Source organism: uncultured Psychroserpens sp., from assembly GCF_947500255.1.
GTDB lineage: Bacteria > Bacteroidota > Bacteroidia > Flavobacteriales > Flavobacteriaceae > Psychroserpens.
In genome coordinates, this window is the sequence record NZ_CANMRL010000001.1 from 1,289,929 (window position 1) to 1,310,807 (window position 20,879).

Below are 20,879 nucleotides of genomic sequence, written 5' to 3' on the forward strand. Positions count from 1 at the left end.
AATTACGGGTTTTCCGTAGTTTATTTACTTATAAACAGATTTTTTGAAAATCTTAATATTTTTTTAACATTTTGTTGAATTTTATATATAAATAATTATATATTCAGCAAAATTTTAACCAAAATATATATAAAAATGAAAAAAATGTTTTTGAGCCTTGCTGCTCTAGCCCTAATTTTTACATCATGTGAAAATGACAAAAATGAAATTTCTCAGGAACAAAACAAAGTAGACATGAGTGACTTCTTTGTACATACTGAAACTGACGAAAATGATGAAAAAGAAAGAAATGGTGTAACACAATGCTATTCGATGACTAACTTGAACAGACTTTTAGAAGAAGATCCACAGCTGTACAAAAAAATGTATGACATTGAATACCAAACAAGAGCTAATATTCTACTAAGACCAGGAAATGGAAATGGCAACGGTAACAATGGCGGCGGCGGTGACGGCGGTGGAGACGGTGGTACAGATAACTTAGGGGTTATCGATATTCCTGTATATGTTCATGTTATCTATAGTAACTCACAACAAAATATTAGTGCTGGACAAATTCAATCTCAAATAGATGTGTTAAACGAAGATTTTAGAGCAACTAATGGTGACGCGAGTCAAGTGCCTGGAGAGTTTTCTGGTTTAGTAGCAGATAGTGAAATTCAATTTACTTTAGCGGGTACATTTAGACATGCAGACTCAAGAACATCTTGGGGAACTAATGACGCTATGAAAGTAGCATATCCACCTGTGACACCAGCAACACATTTAAATATTTGGGTATGTAATATCGGAGGCGGAATTTTAGGATATGCACAATTCCCTGGTGGACCTTCATCTACTGATGGTGTTGTAGTATCACCACAATATTTTGGAAATACTGGGTTTGTATCTGCACCTTTTAATGGAGGAAGAACAACAACTCACGAGGTTGGACACTACTTAAATTTACGCCATATTTGGGGAGATGGAAGATGTAATAGAGATGATTTTGTTTCTGACACGCCTAAATCTGATGCACCAAACTATGGTTGCCCATCATACCCAACGGTAAATTGTAGATCAAATGATATGACGATGAATTATATGGACTATGTTGATGATGCGTGTATGTATATGTTCTCTGAAGGACAAAAAACACGTATGAGAACTGTGTTCCAAGCTGGAGGACCAAGAGCAGCAATGGCTAACTAATTTTTCAGTTTTATACTATATAAAGAAAGGATGTCTACTAAGACATCCTTTTTTATTAATTGTATTTTAATTCTATCTCAGTTCCGTCAATGACCAATGTTTTTATAAGCTCCTTTTTTGGAAGTGGTGGAATAAACTGAGCTATTATCTTTCGTTTTTTATTGGCTTTTAATTTTTGTTGAAACTTCTTTATTGAAGAGGTTAACTTCATTGACATAACCACCAAATCTACTTGATGTAGATTTCCATCTTTATCCTTAATGAATATCTTTTCAAAATCTATAATTTGAGCCTCCGAGCTATTATTTTTAAACTCAAATACAATGGTAAAAAAACGCTGACCTTTTTCAGCAACAAAAATTTCTTGATTTCTATCAGCAGTTCTGCTTTTTTGAATAGCATAAATTCTAAACTCAACGTCATTAGAATAGTTATATATTTGTTTTCGGTCAAGTTTTTGCGCAGATGCAGTAAAAGAGATAAGCAGAAAAAGAGATAGTAATGTTTTCATTATTAGTGTTTAAGATTAATGTATGGTACTAAAAGTATTATTTTTTTCTTAGTTCTAAAGAATTTGTTTTTAAATAATTCTGAAAAGTGACACCAATCATAAACTTTGGCTTCTTTTTTGTAATATTACTACTAACAACAAAAAGCTCACAATTATGAAACTAGTTATATGTTTGGTATTCATGCTGATTTCAGCTAAAGAATGCGATAAAAATAAAGCACAAACGACCAATGATACGTCTTCGCAAGTCACTACCGAAATGACCGAAGCACGATTGCAAGAAGAGGCGATGAAAATTAATTATAAAGCACATACCAGAGGATTTTTTCTGCAAATATGGATTGAAGGCGATTCTATGTCTGTAACTAATGACTATAATCTCAAAGATATTCGTAAATATCAAATCCCTAAAGAAGAAAAAGAGGCATTAATGGCACTCATTAGTGAAACCGATGAAAAAACACTACCAGGGCTAGAACCACCTTCAAGAGCATTTCGATATGATGGTGCTCCTATGGCACATTTAGAGATCTCAAAAGGTGAAGACACCTATAAGACTGAAAACTTTGATCACGGAACACCTCCAGTAGCTATTAAAAGCGTTGTTGAGAAAATCTTATCGATTAAAACATTGTTTGAGAAACAATAGAGATGCGTATCTTTGCATTATAAAAATGAATGCTAAAACGAAAAAGAATTTTAGATGACAATTGCTGAGATACAAGATGAGATTATTGATGAATTTTCGATGTTTGAAGATTGGGAAGAACGCTACCAATATATGATAGATTTAGGTAAGACCTTACCTTTAATAGATGAGCAATATAAAACCGATGATCATATTATTAAAGGGTGTCAAAGTAAAGTTTGGGTTCATGCCGAAATGACCAATGATAAAGTAGAGTTTACGGCAGACAGCGATGCTATTATTACTAAAGGAATTATTGCCATATTGATAAGAGTATTCTCAAATCAACACCCTAAAGATATCATTGAAAGTAATACAGATTTTATCGACAAAATTGGTCTAAAAGAACATTTGTCTCCAACACGTGCTAACGGATTGGTAAGTATGATCAAACAAATTAAAATGTATGCAATTGCATATCAAACACAGTTAAATTAGTTCGAAAATGAGCGATACAACAATAGATACAAACCTATTAGGAGAAAAGATAGTAAGAGTTTTAAAAACCATTTATGATCCAGAAATTCCTGTAGATATATATGAATTAGGACTTATTTATGATGTTTTTGTAAATGAAGATTATGATGTTAAGATCTTAATGACCTTAACCACGCCTAATTGTCCCGTTGCAGAAACGCTTCCATTAGAAGTTGAAGAAAAAGTAAAGTCATTGAATGATGTAAAAACAGCTGAGGTTGAAATTACATTCGATCCACCATGGAGTCAAGATCTTATGAGTGAAGAAGCCAAATTAGAATTAGGAATGCTTTAATATGGCCGAGGAAATTGTAAATAGAGTTGCGCAAAGTAAATTGATGGTAGTCGACTTAGAAGACTACTATCCAGATGGAGAGCGCCATGTTTTTGATATCAAAAATTGGCTTTATGAAGGTTTTGTGTTGAGAGAAAAAGAGTTTAGGCAATATGTAAAAGATTATGATTGGTCTCAACATCAAAATCAATATGTAGCATTAACCTGTTCTACAGATGCCATAATTCCTGCTTGGTCCTTTATGTTGCTCACTCTAGAATTACAACCCTATGCTAAAAAAGTGTGTGTAGGAGATCTCGAAACACTAGAGACATCACTCTTTCAAGATGTTATAAATACATTGGATGTCGAATCTTACAAGGATAAACCAATCATTATTAAAGGTTGTGCTAATAAACCTGTTCCAACCAATGCTTACCTCATGTTGTCTAGCAAATTAAAACCTGTTGCTAAATCTATAATGTATGGTGAAGCTTGCTCATCTGTACCACTTTTCAAAAGAAAAAAATAAAACCACCCTTCTTGTGACTTTAATGAAAAAATAGAGTCAAATACTACAGATACGAATTACTAAATTTTCATTTTCAGCTAAATTGTTGGCATTCAAATAGCTAATGATTTATATTTGCATTCTAATTAACAATTTGAAAACTATTAAAACTAAAACAAGAACTATGACAAAAAAATTACTTTTTACAGCAGTATTGATGTTATCAATGTCTTTCGGTTTCTCACAAACTAAAGAGGAATTACAAGCTCAAAAAGCAGAAAAACAAGCAGAAGCTGATGCTGCTCAAGCAGAAGCAAACGCATTACAAGCACAAATAGATGCGTTACCTGGTTGGAGAGTTGGAGCCTTTGGTGTAATTGGAGGAAGTTTGTCTAACTTTAATAACTGGTATGCGCAAGGTGCTCCTAATAATTCATCGGGAAATATTGGGTTTACAGTAAATGGATATGCGAACCTAATTCAAGAGAAATTTTTCTGGAGAAATGCCTTAACAACTAATTTAAATTGGACGAAGTTAGATAACAAAGACATAGATACCGATAGCGATGATTTCGAACCAACAACAGACGTGTTTAATATTTCTTCTTTATACGGAAGAAAATTGAGCGAAAAATTTGCCATTTCTGGATTGATGGAATACAGAACAACGATTTTAAATAACTTCAATGATCCTGGATATTTAGATGTTGGTGTTGGTGCAACATGGACGCCACTTGAGAACTTGATTGTTGTAATCCACCCATTAAACTACAATTTTGTTTTTGCTGATAATGATACCGTTTTCGAATCATCTTTAGGTGCAAAAATTGTTGCAGATTATACGCGTCAAATTGGAGCAATAGCATTTAAATCAAACCTATCAATGTTTCAGAGTTATAAAAGTGGTGATTTGTCTAATTGGACATGGACCAACTCGTTTAGCTATACACTATGGAAAAGTATTGGTGTAGGATTTGATTTTGGTTTAAGAAATAACAAGCAAGAGGCTTTAAATTTTGCTTTAAGTCAGTTTGATCCAATGGGAACAGCAGCAGAACCAACGTTTGATAATGTTGATAACGACTTACAAAGCTACTACACATTAGGATTAACTTACAAGTTCTAATTCTAACAATAGATACTATAAAAAAAGCATCCTGAGATTAACAGGATGCTTTTTTTGTTTCTATAAAACGTGTCTTATGTTTCTTCGGTATAATCAGGATACAAAAAATGATTGTATGGGAATCGTGTGATATGAATTTCTCTTACTTCATCATAGACTCGTTTTTTAAATGTATCGAGATTCTTTTTGTTTAATGCGGAAATAAACAAGGCATTATTACCTACTCGATTCATCCACGTGTTTTTCCATTCATCCAATGAATAATGTGATGATGTTCTCTCGGTGATAAGATCATCATCATCAAAAGGTTCAGCTTCATAAGCATCAATCTTATTAAATACCATAATCGTTGGTTTGTCTGAACTGTCAATCTCACCAAGAATCTTATTTACAGATTCAATATGCTCTTCAAAATTTCGGTGTGAGATATCAACAACATGAAGCAACAAATCTGCTTCTCTAACTTCATCAAGTGTACTTTTAAAAGATTCGACTAATTGCGTAGGTAATTTTCTAATAAATCCAACAGTGTCAGTGAGTAAAAAAGGAAGATTTTGAATCACCACTTTTCTTACAGTGGTATCTAAAGTTGCAAATAATTTGTTTTCAGCAAACACATCACTTTTACTAACTACATTCATTAATGTTGATTTACCAACATTGGTATAACCAACCAAAGCTACGCGAACCATTTTTCCACGATTACCACGTTGAACCGCCATTTGTTTGTCAATCGTTTTAATCTTTGCTTTGAGTAAAGCAATCTTGTCGCGTACAATACGTCTATCGGTTTCAATTTCTGTTTCACCAGGACCACGCATACCAATACCACCTTTTTGACGTTCAAGGTGAGTCCACATTCCTTTTAATCGTGGTAATAAGTATTCACACTGAGCCAATTCAACTTGGGTTCGTGCATAACTTGTTTGAGCGCGTTGAGCAAAAATATCAAGAATAAGATTTGTTCTGTCTAATACTTTGCATCCTAAAATCTTACTTATGTTACGTTCTTGAGCAGCAGAAAGTTCATCATCAAAAATCGCTGTACCAACATTATGGTCTTCAATATAGTGTTGCACTTCATTCATTTTACCAGAACCAATAAATGTCTTTGGATTTGGCATATCCATTTTCTGGGTAAAACGTTTTAAAACTTCACCTCCAGCTGTGTAGGTCAAAAATTCTAGCTCATCTAAGTACTCTTTAGATTGCTCTTCATTTTGATCTCTAGTGACCACGCCTATAAGTATTGTTTTTTCTAGTGCTATATTCTTTTTTTCAATCATATATTAAAATAAAAGACAAAGTTACATAATTGAATCTTCGTCTATTGCATTTTAAAACCTAAATTTGTAATGTGAATTCCCAAGACGAAAAAACAATTACTTATACAGTTGCGTTCTATAATCTCGAAAATCTGTTCGACATATATAATGATGCATCAAAACACGATGACGACTTTTTACCAAATTCTGATAAACGTTGGACTCAAAAGCGTTACGATCGAAAGCTTTTTAAATTAGCACAAGTGATTTCCAAAATTGGTGTCGAAAACGCCCAAAAGCCACCCTCGATTGTAGGCTTGGCTGAAGTTGAAAATAAAAACGTGCTCCGTGATCTTATTGAGAGCAAGGATCTGGAATCATATAACTATGGTATTGTTCATTATAATTCTCAGGACGAAAGAGGTATTGATGTTGCCATGATTTATGATAAAACAGTTTTTACTGTCCAACATTCTAAAACCTATTCTATATACCTTGAAGATGAAATTGGCGAGCAAGATTACACTCGAGATATTTTATTAGTATCAGGAATTCTTCATTCAGAAAAAGTACATTGTATAATCAATCACTGGCCATCACGAAGAGAGGGAGAGCAAGAATCGATGCCTAAGCGTTTAAAAGCGGCTCAAAAAGTTGTAGAGATAATTGATACTATCAAAGCAAAAGATCCCAATGCTAAACTTTTGGTAATGGGAGATTTTAATGATAACCCAAGTAATGAGAGTATAAAATTTCTTTCTGCAAATGGTGATCTTTACAATCCAATGGAAACTATGTTATCCTATAGCAGAGGAAGTTTGAACCATAATTTTAAATGGAATTTATTTGATCAAATATTATTTTCAACTAATTTTTTCGAAACTCAAAAGAATAAATTAAAGTTTGATGAAGCCGATATTTTTGATGAAAAATTTCTTACTCAATATAAGGGTAAATTTAAAGGACAACCATTTAGAACTTTTGTTGGTAAAAAATACAAAGGAGGCTACAGTGATCACTTTCCAGTTTTTGTACAATTAAATGTCTCTGAAACATAAGTTCTTAACGTCTTTTTCTTTTTGTCGATAATAACTGCTTTTTATCTATTATAACAATGTTAACAGTTCGTTAACTACCATTTTTTTTATCTTCGGATACTTATTTAGGTCTTATAGAGAGACTTAGTAATGTCTTAATTATTCGGTCCTGCCCCTTTGGATTAAAATTAAGACACTAACTATCAATTAATTAAAATAATTTAATAGCATTCATTGATATGAAAAAAGTTTTACTCTCGTTATCATTTTTACTTGCTTTTTCAATTTGGTGTGCCTCTGCTCAGGTAACATCATATCCGTATCTAGAAGATTTTGAATCTGGAGACGGAGGTTGGGTTGCAGATAATACTACAGCAGGAACATGGGCTCTAGGAGCTCCTGCAAATACAATAATTAATAGTGCTGATTCTGGCGTTAATGCTTGGGTGACCAATTTAACTGGTGATTATAACGTAAGTGAATCATCAACAGTTCAAAGCCCTGTTTTTGATTTTACAAGCTTAACTGCACCATCAATTGAATTTAGTATTTGGTGGAATTCAGAATTTAGCTGGGATGGAATGGTTTTACAATCATCTATAGATGATGGAACGACATGGCAAAATGTTGGTGCCGTTGGTGATCCAAACAATTGGTTTACCGATGGAACTATAGGAGGAAACCCAGGAGGCCAGCAAGAAGGTTGGACAGGTAGAGGTGCAGCAAATGGATCTCAAGGATGGGTTATCGCTCGTCATGCATTAGTTGGACTAGCAGGAGAAGCAAGTGTGATCTTAAGATTTGCATTTGGGTCTGATACTTCTGTTCAAGATGAAGGTGTCGCTTTCGATACTGTATCTGTTTTTGACGTAAGTTGTCCTGAGCCAACAGGAATTACAGTGAGCAATATTACTGCAACGTCAGTAGATGTTAACTGGACAGCAGGTGGAGCTGAAACAAACTGGGAAGTTGTAGTTCAACCTATAGGAACTGGTGTTCCAACAGGAGCAGGAACAGCCACAACAAATAACCCTTACACTGAAAATGGGTTAACAGCTGTAACAGATTATGAAGTCTATGTAAGAGCAGATTGTGGAGGTGACGGTCTTAGTAATTGGGTTGGTCCAGTAAACTTTTTGTCAGCTTGTGATGTATTTGTTCCTGATTATTTAGAAGGCTTCGCCACAATAATACCAAATTGTTGGGATGAAGCTTCTGATGGAGATGCGACAACAGGTCCTACAGGACTTGGCGCTGGAGATTGGGGACCGGATGGATTTTTGAATAATGGTTTTGATGGAGCATATAAAATAAATTTATGGCAAGCAGCCAAAAGCGATTGGATTTTATCACCTCAGTTTGATTTAACAGGTGGGCCATTTCAAGTAGATTTTGATTTTGGGATCATGCAATTCGCAAGTAGCACTACAGCAGGAACTTTAGGTTCTGATGATACTGTACAATTATTGATTAGTACAGATAATGGTGCAACATGGACGAGTTTAATAACTTTTGATAATACTACTGTGGTTCCTGTTACTGGAACTCAAGTTGTATTTGATTTAACAGCATATTCAGGTCAGATTGTACAGTTTGGTATTTTAGGGTCTGAAGGAACTGTTGATGATGCAGAAGATAATGATGTTTTTGTAGATAACTTTAGAGTACGTGCTATCCCTTCATGTCAAGAATTGACAGGTGTGGTGGTAGATAATGTTACTGATACATCGGCTGATATAAGTTGGACGCCTGGTGGAACTGAGACGTCTTGGGAAGTAGCGATACAGCCTCAAGGAACAGGCGTTCCTGCAGGAGCTGGGACAGCAACAACAGATAACCCTTACACAGCAACACCATTAAACCCAAGTACAGCTTATGAAGTATGGGTAAGAAGTGATTGCGGTGTTGATGGTTTAAGTAGTTGGGTTGGACCAATTAATTTTACAACATTAAATACACCACCACCACCACCAGTTGGAGTGACTTGTGTAACAGGTTCGTCTTCATTCATTTTTACTGAAAACTTTGAACAAGATCCACCATCAGGTTGGACAGGAACAGGTTTTGATGGTTCTAATGGTAACTGGGATATCACAGCAGCTGGAGCCAATTCTTTTGGTACTGGTCCTGCAAATGCTTTTGATGGCGGCGGAGGAAACCATTTAGAATATGAAGCAACAGGTGATGCTACAGATATTGCATCGGCTATAAGTCCAGCAATTGATATGTCAACGGCTGTTGATGGCGCTGAATTGTCATTCTTCTTCCATGCTTTTGGAGATGATATGGGAACATTAAATGTTGGTGTAGGTACAGATGCAGCAGGTCCGTTTACTAATGTATTTACATGGGTAGGAGATTTACAAATCTCAGACGACGAAGCTTGGGTACCAGTAGGAATTAATCTTGATGCTTATCTAGGTCAAGTGATTTATTTAGAATTTAGCTATGGTGGAGCCGGAACAGGTTTTGAAGGCGATATGTCTATAGATTTTGTAAGAGTAGAGTCTTGTGGAAACTTCTGTATTCCTCCAAGTGGGATTACAGTAGCTAATATTACAGGAACTACTGCAGATATAAGTTGGACACCTAACAATGGAGAAACATCATGGGAATATGTAGTTGTTCCTTCTGGAACAGGCGAACCAACAGGTCCTGGTACTACTGTAGGAACACCTTCAGCAAGTATTTCTGGTTTAGATTTTGAAACCGAATATGAAGTTTGGGTAAGAGCCGATTGTGGTAGCGAATTTAGTATATGGTCTGGACCGGTGATTTTTACGACAACAATACAAACCAATTTTGATGTAGATTGTGCAGTAGGCCCAGTGAATAGCTTCCTTTGTTATGGAAATAATGATTCTGAAATATTTACATACACAAGTTCAGATGGTTCACTCCTTAATCTTACTATTAATGTAGGAGAAATAGAAGGGGCTCCTTTTGATTTCTTACTTGTAACTGATGGAGATGGCACTGTACTATATAATGACGAAGGTAATGATGGTGTACTTGATGGATTAACATTTCAGTCTTTAACAGATACAATTACCATCCAGATTTTATCAGATCCGTCAGTAAGCTGTCAGTCTGGTAGTGGATGTTGTTTAGATGGGATTGACTTTACTGTAGCTTGTGCTACATGTGTAAACCCAGTAGCCACATATCAAGTTATTGACGATTGTGATAATGGCGATCAGTTCTTAATTGACGTTAATGTTACTAGCTTAGGTGATGCTACATCACTAACAATTTCAAATAATATAGATGCTACTACAGTACCTGTGACAGCAGTTGGAACTTATCAAATTGGGCCATTTCCATTCTTGGTTGATGTCGTTGTATCTGTAAGTAATGATCAGGATGTTAACTGTATTATTAATAGTAGTCCTATTCAATTACTGGCATGTCCACCCGAAAATGACAATCCGTGTGACGCCACTGTTGCTGCGGTTAATGATGACGATTCTTGTGATTTGACAACTCCAGGAACAATAATTGAAGCAACACCATCGGGAGTACCAGATGGTACATGTACTGGTAATCCAGACGATGATGTATGGTTCGAATTTACGGCATTAAGTGAAGTTCAATTAATCTCGTTAGTAAATATTGCTGGAGGAACTTTTAACTTAGATCATGCATTGTACGAAGGAACTTGTGATGGTTTAGTAGAGATTGATTGTACTGATGGTACAGCGAGCGTAACACCTCAATTAGTTATAGGAAACACTTACTTTATTAGAGTGTTCTCAGGCGGAAATGATTCGGAAACATCAACCTTCGATCTTTGTATCAAAGAAGCACCTACAAATATCATTTGTGAAAATGCTGAAAACTTCTGTGCTGAACCAGGCGGAGCTTTAACGACACCTAATATTATTGGGATTCCTGATCCTTCAGATATTGCTTGTCTATTCTCTGCACCAAACCCAACTTGGAATATCATTCAAATTGGAGACCCTGGATTGATTGAAATAGAAATCTCTCAAGTTGATGATGCTGGAAATGGATTAGACGTTGATTTCGTTCTATGGGGTCCTTTTGATTCTGTAGAAAATGCTTGTGGGAATTTAGACCTTGGATGTCCTAATCCAGGTGGAGATTGTCCTAACAACACAGCAGATCCAGACTTTTATCCTTTTGGAAATATAGTTGATTGTAGTTATTCTTTTATTTCTACTGAAACACTTACAATTGATAATGCTCTATCGGGAGAAATCTACCTTTTATTAGTAACCAATTTCTCTGATGATCCAGGAACCATTTCAATTAGTCAAACGAATGCAGGTGGTGAAGATGATGGTGATATTACAGCCGAAATAGAAGTAGATTTAGGACCAGATCAAGAGTTTTGTGGATTTGATTCTTATGAAATAATTGCTGATTCACCTTTCGCTGATACTTGGGAATGGTATTGTGATGGTTTTATTATTGATGGCGAAACATCGTCTTCATTGATAGTTACAGAATCATGTACTTATACAGTTATAGTTTATGATGAACAATGTGATGCTCAGGCTCAAGATTCGGTGACAATAACTTTTGGAGACGAACCAGTTGCAAATACAGTAGCAGATATTGTTACTTGTGATGACATATCAGCAGATGAGATTGAAGACTTTGATTTAGGGATTCAAACAGCAGGTATTTTAGGTACACAATCAGAAACAGAGTTTAATGTAACTTACCACTTAACTTTGGCTGATGCTCAATCTGGTGCGAATCCGTTACCATTAAACTACACCAATACATCTAATCCTCAAACAATCTATGTTAGAGTTGAAGATGCTAATGCAACATTTTGTTCTGCTACAACATCGTTCCAGTTAATCATATCTGGACCAACTCCAGATGCAACTAGTGTACCAATTGAAGAATGTGATGATGATACAGACGGAGCTACTTTATTTGACTTAGCAGCGCATGACGCGAATATACTCAATGGTCAGAGTGCTACAGACTTTTCGGTCTCTTATTATGAAACTGAGGCAGATGCTGAGGCAGGAACTAATGCCATAGATACATCTGTACTATACAGTAGCGCTTCTCAAACAATCTATGCTAGAGTGGAAAGTAATATTGCTTTTGATTGCTTCTCTACAACACCATTTGACCTAATAGTTAAGCCATTGCCTAGTACATCATTCACTACAGATTTTGATTACGAGGTGTGTCCTAATGCAACAGTACCAATTTTAATTACTGCAACAGCCAATAACTATTCAGAATCTGAAGTAACAATTGTATGGTACCAAGATGGAGGCGTTATTGCTGGAGAAAACAGTTTAACCCTACCAGTATTAGAAGCAGGACTTTATGAAATAGAAGTGACTTTTAACGATGCAACACAATGTTCTAGTATTACATCACAAAATGTAATTGAATTAGAAAGTTGTGTGATTCCTCAAGGGATTTCTCCAAATGGAGATGGGATGAATGATACTTTTGATTTAAGTAGTTATGATGTAAGTAAGCTTGAAATCTTTAATCGTAATGGAACTTTAGTATACTCTAAAGCGAACTATACAAACGAATGGTATGGTCAAACCAACGATGGTGATGAACTACCTGTGGGAACATATTTCTATACAATGGAGTACGAAGATGGTAAGCAACGAAGTGCATGGGTTTACATACAACGACTCAACTAAGTAACCAATTAAAATCTTAAATAGAATTCTAAGAATTCAACCAAACAAACTAAAATCAAACAAACTAACAAATGAAAAAATTTTATATCATTATTGTATTGCTCATCGCAACACAGGTGTATGGACAGCAAGATCCACAATACACACAGTACATGTATAATATGAATGTCATCAATCCAGCATATGCAGGTTCTAAGGAGAATTTGTCATTTGGATTACTTTACCGTACACAATGGACTGGTATTGATGGCGCTCCAAAAACAGGAACATTTTTCGGACATCTTCCAGTTGGAGATAAAGTAGGGTTAGGCCTATCTGTTATTTCTGATGAAGTTGGGCCAATTAAAGAAACAAATGTGTATGCTGACTTCTCATACACATTGCAATTAGGTGGAGTGCACAGGTTAGCTTTCGGAGTTAAAGCTGGAGCAACGTTTCACGATATTGGATTAGCAGGAATAGATTTAATTGATCCAAATGATCCGTTTTTTCAAAATATAAATACAACGACACCAAATATTGGAGCTGGTGCCTTTTATTATTCAGACAATTATTATTTAGCACTTTCTGTACCAAATATTTTAAATTCTGTTCATTTAGATGCTAACGGAAATAAATTAGGTTCTGAAGAAGCGCATTACTTCCTTACTGGTGGATATGTTTTTCAATTATCACCAAATGCTAAGTTAAAGCCTTCGTTTTTAGTGAAATCTGCATTTAGTGCACCAACGTCATTCGATGTTAACCTTAACGCATTATTTTACGAGAAATTCGAAATAGGTGCTTCGTATAGATTGGACGATTCTTTCTCAGGGCTAGTCAATTTTGCAATTACGCCTTCTTTAAGAATTGGATATGCATATGACAATGTAACTTCTGATATTAGAAGATATGCACCTGCATCTCACGAATTTATGTTATTATTTGATTTAAACTTTCCGAAGAAAGTTTCACGTTCACCAAGATATTTCTAATCAATTAAGCTAAACAATCATGAAAAAATTATTGACACTTTTTACAATAGCAGCATTAAGTAGTTTCAGCTTAATAGCTCAAGATAAATCCACAAAAAGAGCAGACAAACATTTCAATAGATTTGAATTTGTTGAAGCTGCTGAAGACTATGCCAAATTAGTTGAAGACGGAAAAGGTAGCCCTTATGTTTATAGCCAGCTTGCAGAATCATATTACAATGTATTTAATACTCAAGAAGCAGAACGTTGGTATGCAAAAGCTTTAGAAACTTCTGATAGTCCAGAAATGGTTTTTAAATATTCTCAAATGTTAAAAGCTAATGGAAAGTATGAAGAATCAAATACTCAAATGGCAAAATTTGCTTCAATGCGTCCAAGTGATGATAGAGCGATTGCTTTTAATAAAAATCCAGACTACTTACCTAAAATTTTAGAGAAAGGAAAGAAGTTTAATATTCAAAACTTAGGATTTAATACCAAATATTCTGATTTTGGAGGAACGCTTCAAGATGGAAAGCTTTACATTACATCTGCTAGAAATACATCTCGTAAAACATACTCATGGAATGAAGAACCATTTTTAGATATTTATGAAATGGCTAAAAATGATGATGGGACATACCAACCTGGAACTTTAGTAGAAGATGAGGTAAATACAAAGTTTCATGAAGGAGTTGTTTCTTTTTCACCAGATGGGAATACAATGTATTTTTCTAGAGAAAGTTTCTATGAAAAAGAATATGAGAAAGATTCTATAACAAAATATAGATATAGCTTGCTTCATCTGTTTAAGGCTACTAAATCTGGTGGTAAATGGAGCAATGTTGAAGGATTTCCAATCAACAGCCAAAATTACTCAGTAAAAAACCCTTCAGTTAGCCCAGACGGAAAGACATTATACTTTGCATCAGATATGCCAGGAGGTTATGGTTTATTTGATATCTATAAAGCGAGTATAAATGATGATGGCTCTCTTGGTGATCCAGAAAATTTGGGTCAGAAAGTAAATACTCAAGGACAAGAAATGTTCCCTTACATAAGTAGTAATAATACACTTTACTTTTCTTCTAATGGTCATTTAGGTTTAGGAAACTTAGATGTATTTCATACTAAAGAAATAGATGGTAAAATGTCTCCAATTCGTAACATTGGTTTGCCAATTAACAGTAGCGCAGACGATTTTGCATTTCATTTAGATGAAGAAACAGAAGAAGGATATGTGTCTTCTAATAGAGATGGTGGATTAGGTGGTGATGATATATATGCTATCAAGAAATTACAACCTTTATGTGATGTTTTAATAACAGGTATCGTTACCGATTCTAAAACTAGAAATCCAATTAATGCTGCATCAGTAACCATGTATGATGATCAAGGAAATAGTGTATTGTCAAAAGTAACAAACTCTGATGGTACTGTTGAATTTATAGTTGAATGTGGAAAAGCTTCAGAATTAGAAGTAACCATGGACGGTTATGAAAGTAGAAAAGTTACTGTAAGCGCTTCAGAAGAGGAAGAAGTAGAAGTTAATATTGCTTTAGATCCTATTGAAGTGATTATTACTCCAGAAGCTATTGTTTTAAATGCAATTTATTTTGATTTTGATAAGTCTAATATTACTGCTCAAGCTGCTTTTGAATTAGATAAATTAGTTCAAGTTATGAACAAATATCCTGACCTAGTTATTAATGCGACATCTCATACTGATAGTAGAGGACCTGGATCTTATAACGAAGGATTATCTCAAAGAAGAGCGAAGTCAACTGTTCAATATGTGATTTCTAAAGGAATTGATAAAGCTAGAATTTCAGCTACAGGTAAAGGAGAGAGTGAATTAAAAGTAGATTGTGGCTCTAACTGTTCTGATGAAGATCATCAAATGAATAGAAGATCAGAATTTATAATTGTGAGTGGAGGACCACAAGCACAATAAAAAATATAAAATTTAAATAATGAATAACTAACCAATATAAAGCCCTGAATTAATCAACCAGGGCTTTTATTGTTTATATCCAAAAGTTGCTACATGATTATCATGTAAAAAGAAAAGAAAAAGTAAAAAAACAACCGACACAAATGAAAAAAATAATCTTACTTATTGCGTTTATATTTACCTGTTCGTTGGTAAATGCGCAAACGTATTTACAAGAAAATTTTGATACTGAAATCCCTGCTACATGGACTGTAACAGACGAAGGTGGTGCCACTGGAGATTCATGGATTTCAGGTCAACAAGGAGGAGGAAACAGTCTAAATGGTACTAACTGTGCCATTGTAGATAGTGACTCTAACGGAAATGGAACCGAACTAATCGAAACATTGACGTCTCCTGTATTTGATACTACAGGAGCAACAGCATTATTCTTAGATTTCGATCAATTCTACAACAATATTGGCAATGATACTGCAGTTGTTGAAGTATTTGATGGAACAAACTGGATTGAAGTTTTAAATCAAACAGCCGATGCTGGAGGTTTTGATGCTCCAGATGAACAACATATAGATATCACAGCCTATTCTAATGCAGCGATGCAAGTGCGATTTATCTATAATGATGGTAACGTATGGGCATGGTACTGGTTAGTAGATAATGTACAAGTTTATAACTCTACATGTAACTTTCCTTCAGGGATTACTGTAACAAATATCACGTCTACTACTGCAGATATTAGTTGGACAGCTGGTGGTACAGAAACTAACTGGGAAATTGTTGTTCAGCCATTAGGTACTGGAGAACCAACTGGTGCTGGTACTGCAACGGCAACAAATCCTTATACAGTTACTGGTTTATCTCCAATCACACAGTATGAAATATTTGTAAGAGCAGATTGTGGCCCAGATGGCTTTAGTATTTGGTCAAGCGTTGGGACTTTTGAATCTGCTTGTGATGTATTCGTGCCTGAATACTTAGAAGACTTTACTACTATAATTCCAGACTGTTGGGACGAAGCTGCAGATGGAGATGCAACAACTGGACCTACGAATCTTGGAGGAGGAGATTGGGGACCAGATGGGTTCTTAAATAATGGTTTTGATGGCGCTTATAAAATAAACTTATGGCAAGCTGCTAAAAGTGATTGGATCTTATCACCTCAATTTGATTTAACAGGAGGACCATTTCAAGTGGATTTTGATTTTGGTATTATGCAATTTGGAAGTAGTACAAATGCTGGGACTTTAGGTTCTGATGATACAGTTCAATTATTCATAAGTACAGATAATGGAACAAGTTGGGTTGATTTAATAACATTTGATAACACAAGCGTTATTCCTGTAACAGGAACTCAAGTTGTTGCCGACTTAACAGCGTATTCTGGACAAACAGTTCAATTTGGTATCTTAGGATCTGAGGGAACTGTTGATGATCCTGAAGACAATGATATTTTTGTAGATAATTTTAGAGTACGTTTAATTCCATCTTGCCAAGAGCCTAGTGGATTAACTGTTTCTAATGTTGGAGGAACAACAGCAGATATAAGTTGGACTGCTGGAGGTGCTGAAACGAGTTGGGAGTATGTTGTTCAGCCTTTAGGAACAGGTATGCCAACAGGATCAGGAACTACAGTAACCGCAACGACCGTTAACGAAACAGGATTAACATTTCAAACAGACTATGAAGTTTGGGTTAGAGCTAATTGTGATGCAAATGGTTTTAGTAGTTGGATTGGACCAGTAACCTTTACAACAACTGTGCAGTCGGATTACTCAATTGACTGTACACAACCACCAACTCAAATAACATATTGCTATGATAATAACGATACAACTAACTGGACCTTCACTTCAACAGATGGAAGTCCGATTAGATTAACATTTAATGCTGGAGGAATTGAGAGCTGTTGTGATGATATTTTAGTGTACGACGGCCCAGACAACACTGCACCTTTAATTTTTCAAGGAAATAATGGAGGAGACCTTTCAGGGTTACAATTTGATTCTACTGGAGATACTATGTATATGGAAATTGACGCAGATGGATCTGTAAGTTGTGCATCAGGAAGTTTCTGTTGTACTACACAATGGGATTTTACTGTGGCTTGTGCAACTTGTGTACAACCAGAAGCTACATATGCTGTTGTATCTAACTGTACGGTTGCACCAGAATTCTTTGTCGATGTCGACTTAACAAATTTAGGTTCTGCGACTTCTATTACTCTTAGTGATAACCAAGGAAGTGCAGATCAAACGGTAAGTGCTACAGGAATAGTTACTTTTGGACCTTATGCTAATAATACACCAGTAGAAATTACAGTAACAAATGATGATGATGGTAATTGTGTTTTAACAAGTGACGTGTTAACACAAGAATTCTGTATTGACAATATTGTTGATTGTTCTGCAGGGCCCTTAAATGCTTTTTACTGTTATGAAAACAATGATTCTAACCAGTTCTCATATACAAGTACAGACGGTTCACCTATAAGAATTACGATTAACTCTGGAGAAATAGAAGGTGCTCCTTTCGATTTCTTAGTTGTCTTAGATTCTGATGGTGTCACAGAGCTGTATAATGATGAAGGTAACGATGGTGTTTTAGATGGATTAGTATTCCAATCAACTGGAGATACTATTTTCTTCCAAGTCACTTCAGACGGATCAGTAAGTTGTTCTTCTGGAAGTTTCTGTTGTTCAGCTGGAATAGATTACACTGTAACTTGTGCAACTTGTGTTAATCCGACAGCAACTTATCAAGTGATTGATGATTGCGATAATGGTGATCAATTCTTAATTGATGTAAATGTGACATCTTTAGGTGATGCGACATCTTTAACAATCTCAAACAATATTGATGCTAATACGGTAGCTGCAACTGCAGCTGGTGTTTATCAAGTTGGGCCATTCCCATTTGGTGTTGATGTTGTTGTAACAATAAATAACGATCAAGATGCAAATTGTGTTATCAATAGTGATGCTATTCAATTATTAGCATGTCCACCTGAGAACGACAATCCTTGTGATGCTATAGTTGCAGGAGTTAATACGGATGACAGTTGTGATATTATTACGCCAGGAACATTATTGGAGGCTACACCTTCAGGTATTCCAAACGGAACCTGTGGTGGCGATCCAGATGATGATGTTTGGTTTGAATTTACAGCAGTAGATGAATTCCAAGTTATACAGTTAATCAATATAGATGGAGGAGGTTTCTTCCAAGATTTAGATCACGCAGTTTATGAAGGTACATGTGATGCACCAGTAGAGTTATACTGTTCTCCTGCAGATGCAAGCATTACACCAGCATTAACCGTTGGAAATACTTACTATGTAAGAGTATTTTCTGCTGGAGATGAGGGTGTTGATTACACATTTGATTTATGTATTAGACCTGGTACTGGAAATGTATCTATTGATCAAGACACCTATACCATAGAAGAATTAGTTGTGGATATTTTAATTGATAGCCCTTGTGCGCAAATTACAAATATTGAATTTTCAACAGGTACAAACTTTGGAGATGTTAATGGTATAGGATATTTTACTTCTGATGAAGGTAGTTTCCCATTTGAAGATGGAATCATTTTAACGTCTGGAGATGCTAGCTTAGCTGGAGGTCCAAACATCAATGCAATGAGTGATGGTGCATGGCCAGGAGATGCCGATTTAGAAGCTGCAGTAGGTATTGCGGTTTCTAATAATGCATCTATCATAGAATTTGATTTTGTGCCGCTTTCAGATGAAATAAGTTTTGATTTTATAATGGCTTCAGAAGAATATAATGGAAATACAGGTGGTACATTTGAATGTACGTTCTCTGATGCATTTGCATTCTTATTAACAGATGAAGATGGTGATACAACTAATCTAGCAGTATTACCTGGAACAGATACACCTATTTTGGTAACTAATATTCACCCTGAAAACCCAGGTTGTCCTGCAATAAATGAAGAATATTTTGGAGGTTATACTCCACAAAACCTTCCTCCAATTTCTTTTGATGGTAGAACAGAAGTATTTACAGCGTTTTCAGAAGTAAATATTGGAGAAACATATCATATCAAATTAGTTATTGCAGATGCAACAGATTCAGCGTTAGATTCGGGTGTATTCTTAAAAGCAGGAAGTTTTGATATTGGTGAAGTAGAGCTAGGTGAAGATATTACTATTGCATCAGGAACTGCAGCTTGTGTAGGCGAGCAAATTGTTTTAGAAACTCAAGCGCTATCTGTAGATCACGTTTGGTTTAAAGATGGTTTTGTTATTGAAAATGAAACGTCTAATTCGCTAGTTGTTACTGAAGATGGAACTTATACAACTCAAATTATTTTCTCACCATCATGTATTATATCTGATGAGATTTTAGTAGAGTTCTTGCCATTACCAATTGCAAATACTCCACCAGATTTAGTAGGATGTTCAATAGGAAATGACACAGCAGTATTTAACTTGTCAGATAATGATCTCGATATATTGGGTGAGACTCAAAGTCCAGATGACTTCACTGTAACAATTCATTTAACAGAACAAGATGCTATTGATGGAGTTAACCCATTAGTGAGTCCTTATACAAGTTTATCTAACCCTCAAACGGTTTATGCTCAAGTAACTAATAATGCTACTGGTTGTACAAATACAACTAGCTTTAACTTAGTATTAGGTACAGAGCCTGAGACCACATTCACCCAAGATTTTGATTATGAGGTATGCCCTAACGCTACTGTACCAATCATTATCGAAGCAACACCTGTAAATTACAATACGTCTGAAGTGACTATTAACTGGTACTTAGATGGTGTGTTGCAATCGGGAGAAAATGGATTGACATTCCCAGTATTAATCGCTGGAGATTATGAAATTGAAGTGATTTTTAATGACACTGGATGCTCTAGTATTACAAGCCAAACTGTTATTGAATTGGAAAGCTGTGTTATTCCTCAAGGTATTTCTCCAAATGGAGATGGTATGAATGACACCTTTGATTTAAGTAGCTATCGTGTTACTAAATTAGAGATATTTAATAGATTGGGAACACTTGTGTATTCTAAAACAAATTATGTTGATGAATGGCATGGACAAACCAATGATGGTGAAGAGTTGCCAGTAGGTACATACTTCTATACTATGGAATATGAAGATGGAACTAAGCAAAGAAGTGCATGGGTTTACATTCAACGTTTGAATTAATCAATCACTAAATAATTAAAAAACCTCTAGTAATAATTGCTAGAGG

13 protein-coding genes are annotated in these 20,879 nt (G+C 35.3%); 11 read left to right on the forward strand and 2 right to left on the reverse strand.

Annotated elements, in window-relative coordinates:
• The first annotated feature begins 135 nt into the window (after positions 1 to 135).
• Complete coding sequence (locus Q0783_RS05620; protein ID WP_298893888.1) at positions 136 to 1,191, forward strand: zinc metalloprotease; 1,056 nt, start codon at positions 136 to 138, stop codon at positions 1,189 to 1,191.
• Positions 1,192 to 1,246: 55 nt separating this feature from the next.
• Here Q0783_RS05620 and Q0783_RS05625 read toward each other — a convergent pair whose 3' ends face one another.
• Positions 1,247 to 1,702 carry a hypothetical protein gene (locus Q0783_RS05625; protein WP_298893890.1) on the reverse strand — a complete coding sequence of 152 codons (456 nt, stop codon included), beginning with the start codon at positions 1,700 to 1,702 and terminating at the stop codon, positions 1,247 to 1,249.
• A 154-nt stretch (positions 1,703 to 1,856) separates the two neighbouring features.
• On the opposite strand from Q0783_RS05625, the gene Q0783_RS05630 reads away from it, so the two are divergent.
• The 5 genes from Q0783_RS05630 (at position 1,857) to Q0783_RS05650 (ending at position 4,778) form a co-directional block, all read left to right on the forward strand.
• Complete coding sequence (locus tag Q0783_RS05630) at positions 1,857 to 2,351, forward strand: hypothetical protein (protein WP_298893892.1); 495 nt, start codon at positions 1,857 to 1,859, stop codon at positions 2,349 to 2,351.
• A 54-nt stretch (positions 2,352 to 2,405) separates the two neighbouring features.
• The gene (locus tag Q0783_RS05635) at positions 2,406 to 2,828 is read left to right on the forward strand and encodes a SufE family protein (protein ID WP_298893894.1); all 423 of its coding nucleotides are present in this window, start codon (positions 2,406 to 2,408) and stop codon (positions 2,826 to 2,828) included.
• Positions 2,829 to 2,835: 7 nt separating this feature from the next.
• Complete coding sequence (locus Q0783_RS05640) at positions 2,836 to 3,162, forward strand: DUF59 domain-containing protein (RefSeq protein WP_230934787.1); 327 nt, start codon at positions 2,836 to 2,838, stop codon at positions 3,160 to 3,162.
• A 1-nt stretch (position 3,163) separates the two neighbouring features.
• Positions 3,164 to 3,673 (forward strand): DUF2480 family protein, encoded by a 510-nt coding sequence (locus tag Q0783_RS05645; RefSeq protein WP_298893896.1) that lies wholly within the window; start codon positions 3,164 to 3,166, stop codon positions 3,671 to 3,673.
• A 163-nt stretch (positions 3,674 to 3,836) separates the two neighbouring features.
• Complete coding sequence (locus tag Q0783_RS05650) at positions 3,837 to 4,778, forward strand: DUF3078 domain-containing protein (protein ID WP_298893897.1); 942 nt, start codon at positions 3,837 to 3,839, stop codon at positions 4,776 to 4,778.
• A 74-nt stretch (positions 4,779 to 4,852) separates the two neighbouring features.
• Here Q0783_RS05650 and hflX read toward each other — a convergent pair whose 3' ends face one another.
• Entirely contained in the window at positions 4,853 to 6,064 is a 1,212-nt protein-coding gene (gene hflX / locus Q0783_RS05655; protein ID WP_298893899.1) for a GTPase HflX, read from the reverse strand.
• Positions 6,065 to 6,135: 71 nt separating this feature from the next.
• On the opposite strand from hflX, the gene Q0783_RS05660 reads away from it, so the two are divergent.
• The 5 genes from Q0783_RS05660 to Q0783_RS05680 all read left to right on the forward strand — a co-directional run bounded on the left by Q0783_RS05660 (position 6,136) and on the right by Q0783_RS05680 (position 20,833).
• Positions 6,136 to 7,101: an endonuclease/exonuclease/phosphatase family protein gene (locus Q0783_RS05660; RefSeq protein ID WP_298756043.1), complete on the forward strand. Its 966-nt coding sequence runs from the start codon at positions 6,136 to 6,138 to the stop codon at positions 7,099 to 7,101.
• Positions 7,102 to 7,319: 218 nt separating this feature from the next.
• Positions 7,320 to 12,734: a gliding motility-associated C-terminal domain-containing protein gene (locus Q0783_RS05665; protein WP_298893901.1), complete on the forward strand. Its 5,415-nt coding sequence runs from the start codon at positions 7,320 to 7,322 to the stop codon at positions 12,732 to 12,734.
• Positions 12,735 to 12,805: 71 nt separating this feature from the next.
• Entirely contained in the window at positions 12,806 to 13,708 is a 903-nt protein-coding gene (locus Q0783_RS05670) for a type IX secretion system membrane protein PorP/SprF (RefSeq protein WP_298893903.1), read from the forward strand.
• Positions 13,709 to 13,727: 19 nt separating this feature from the next.
• Entirely contained in the window at positions 13,728 to 15,641 is a 1,914-nt protein-coding gene (locus Q0783_RS05675) for an OmpA family protein (protein WP_298893904.1), read from the forward strand.
• Positions 15,642 to 15,784: 143 nt separating this feature from the next.
• Complete coding sequence (locus Q0783_RS05680) at positions 15,785 to 20,833, forward strand: choice-of-anchor L domain-containing protein (protein WP_298893905.1); 5,049 nt, start codon at positions 15,785 to 15,787, stop codon at positions 20,831 to 20,833.
• Positions 20,834 to 20,879 lie beyond the last annotated feature (46 nt).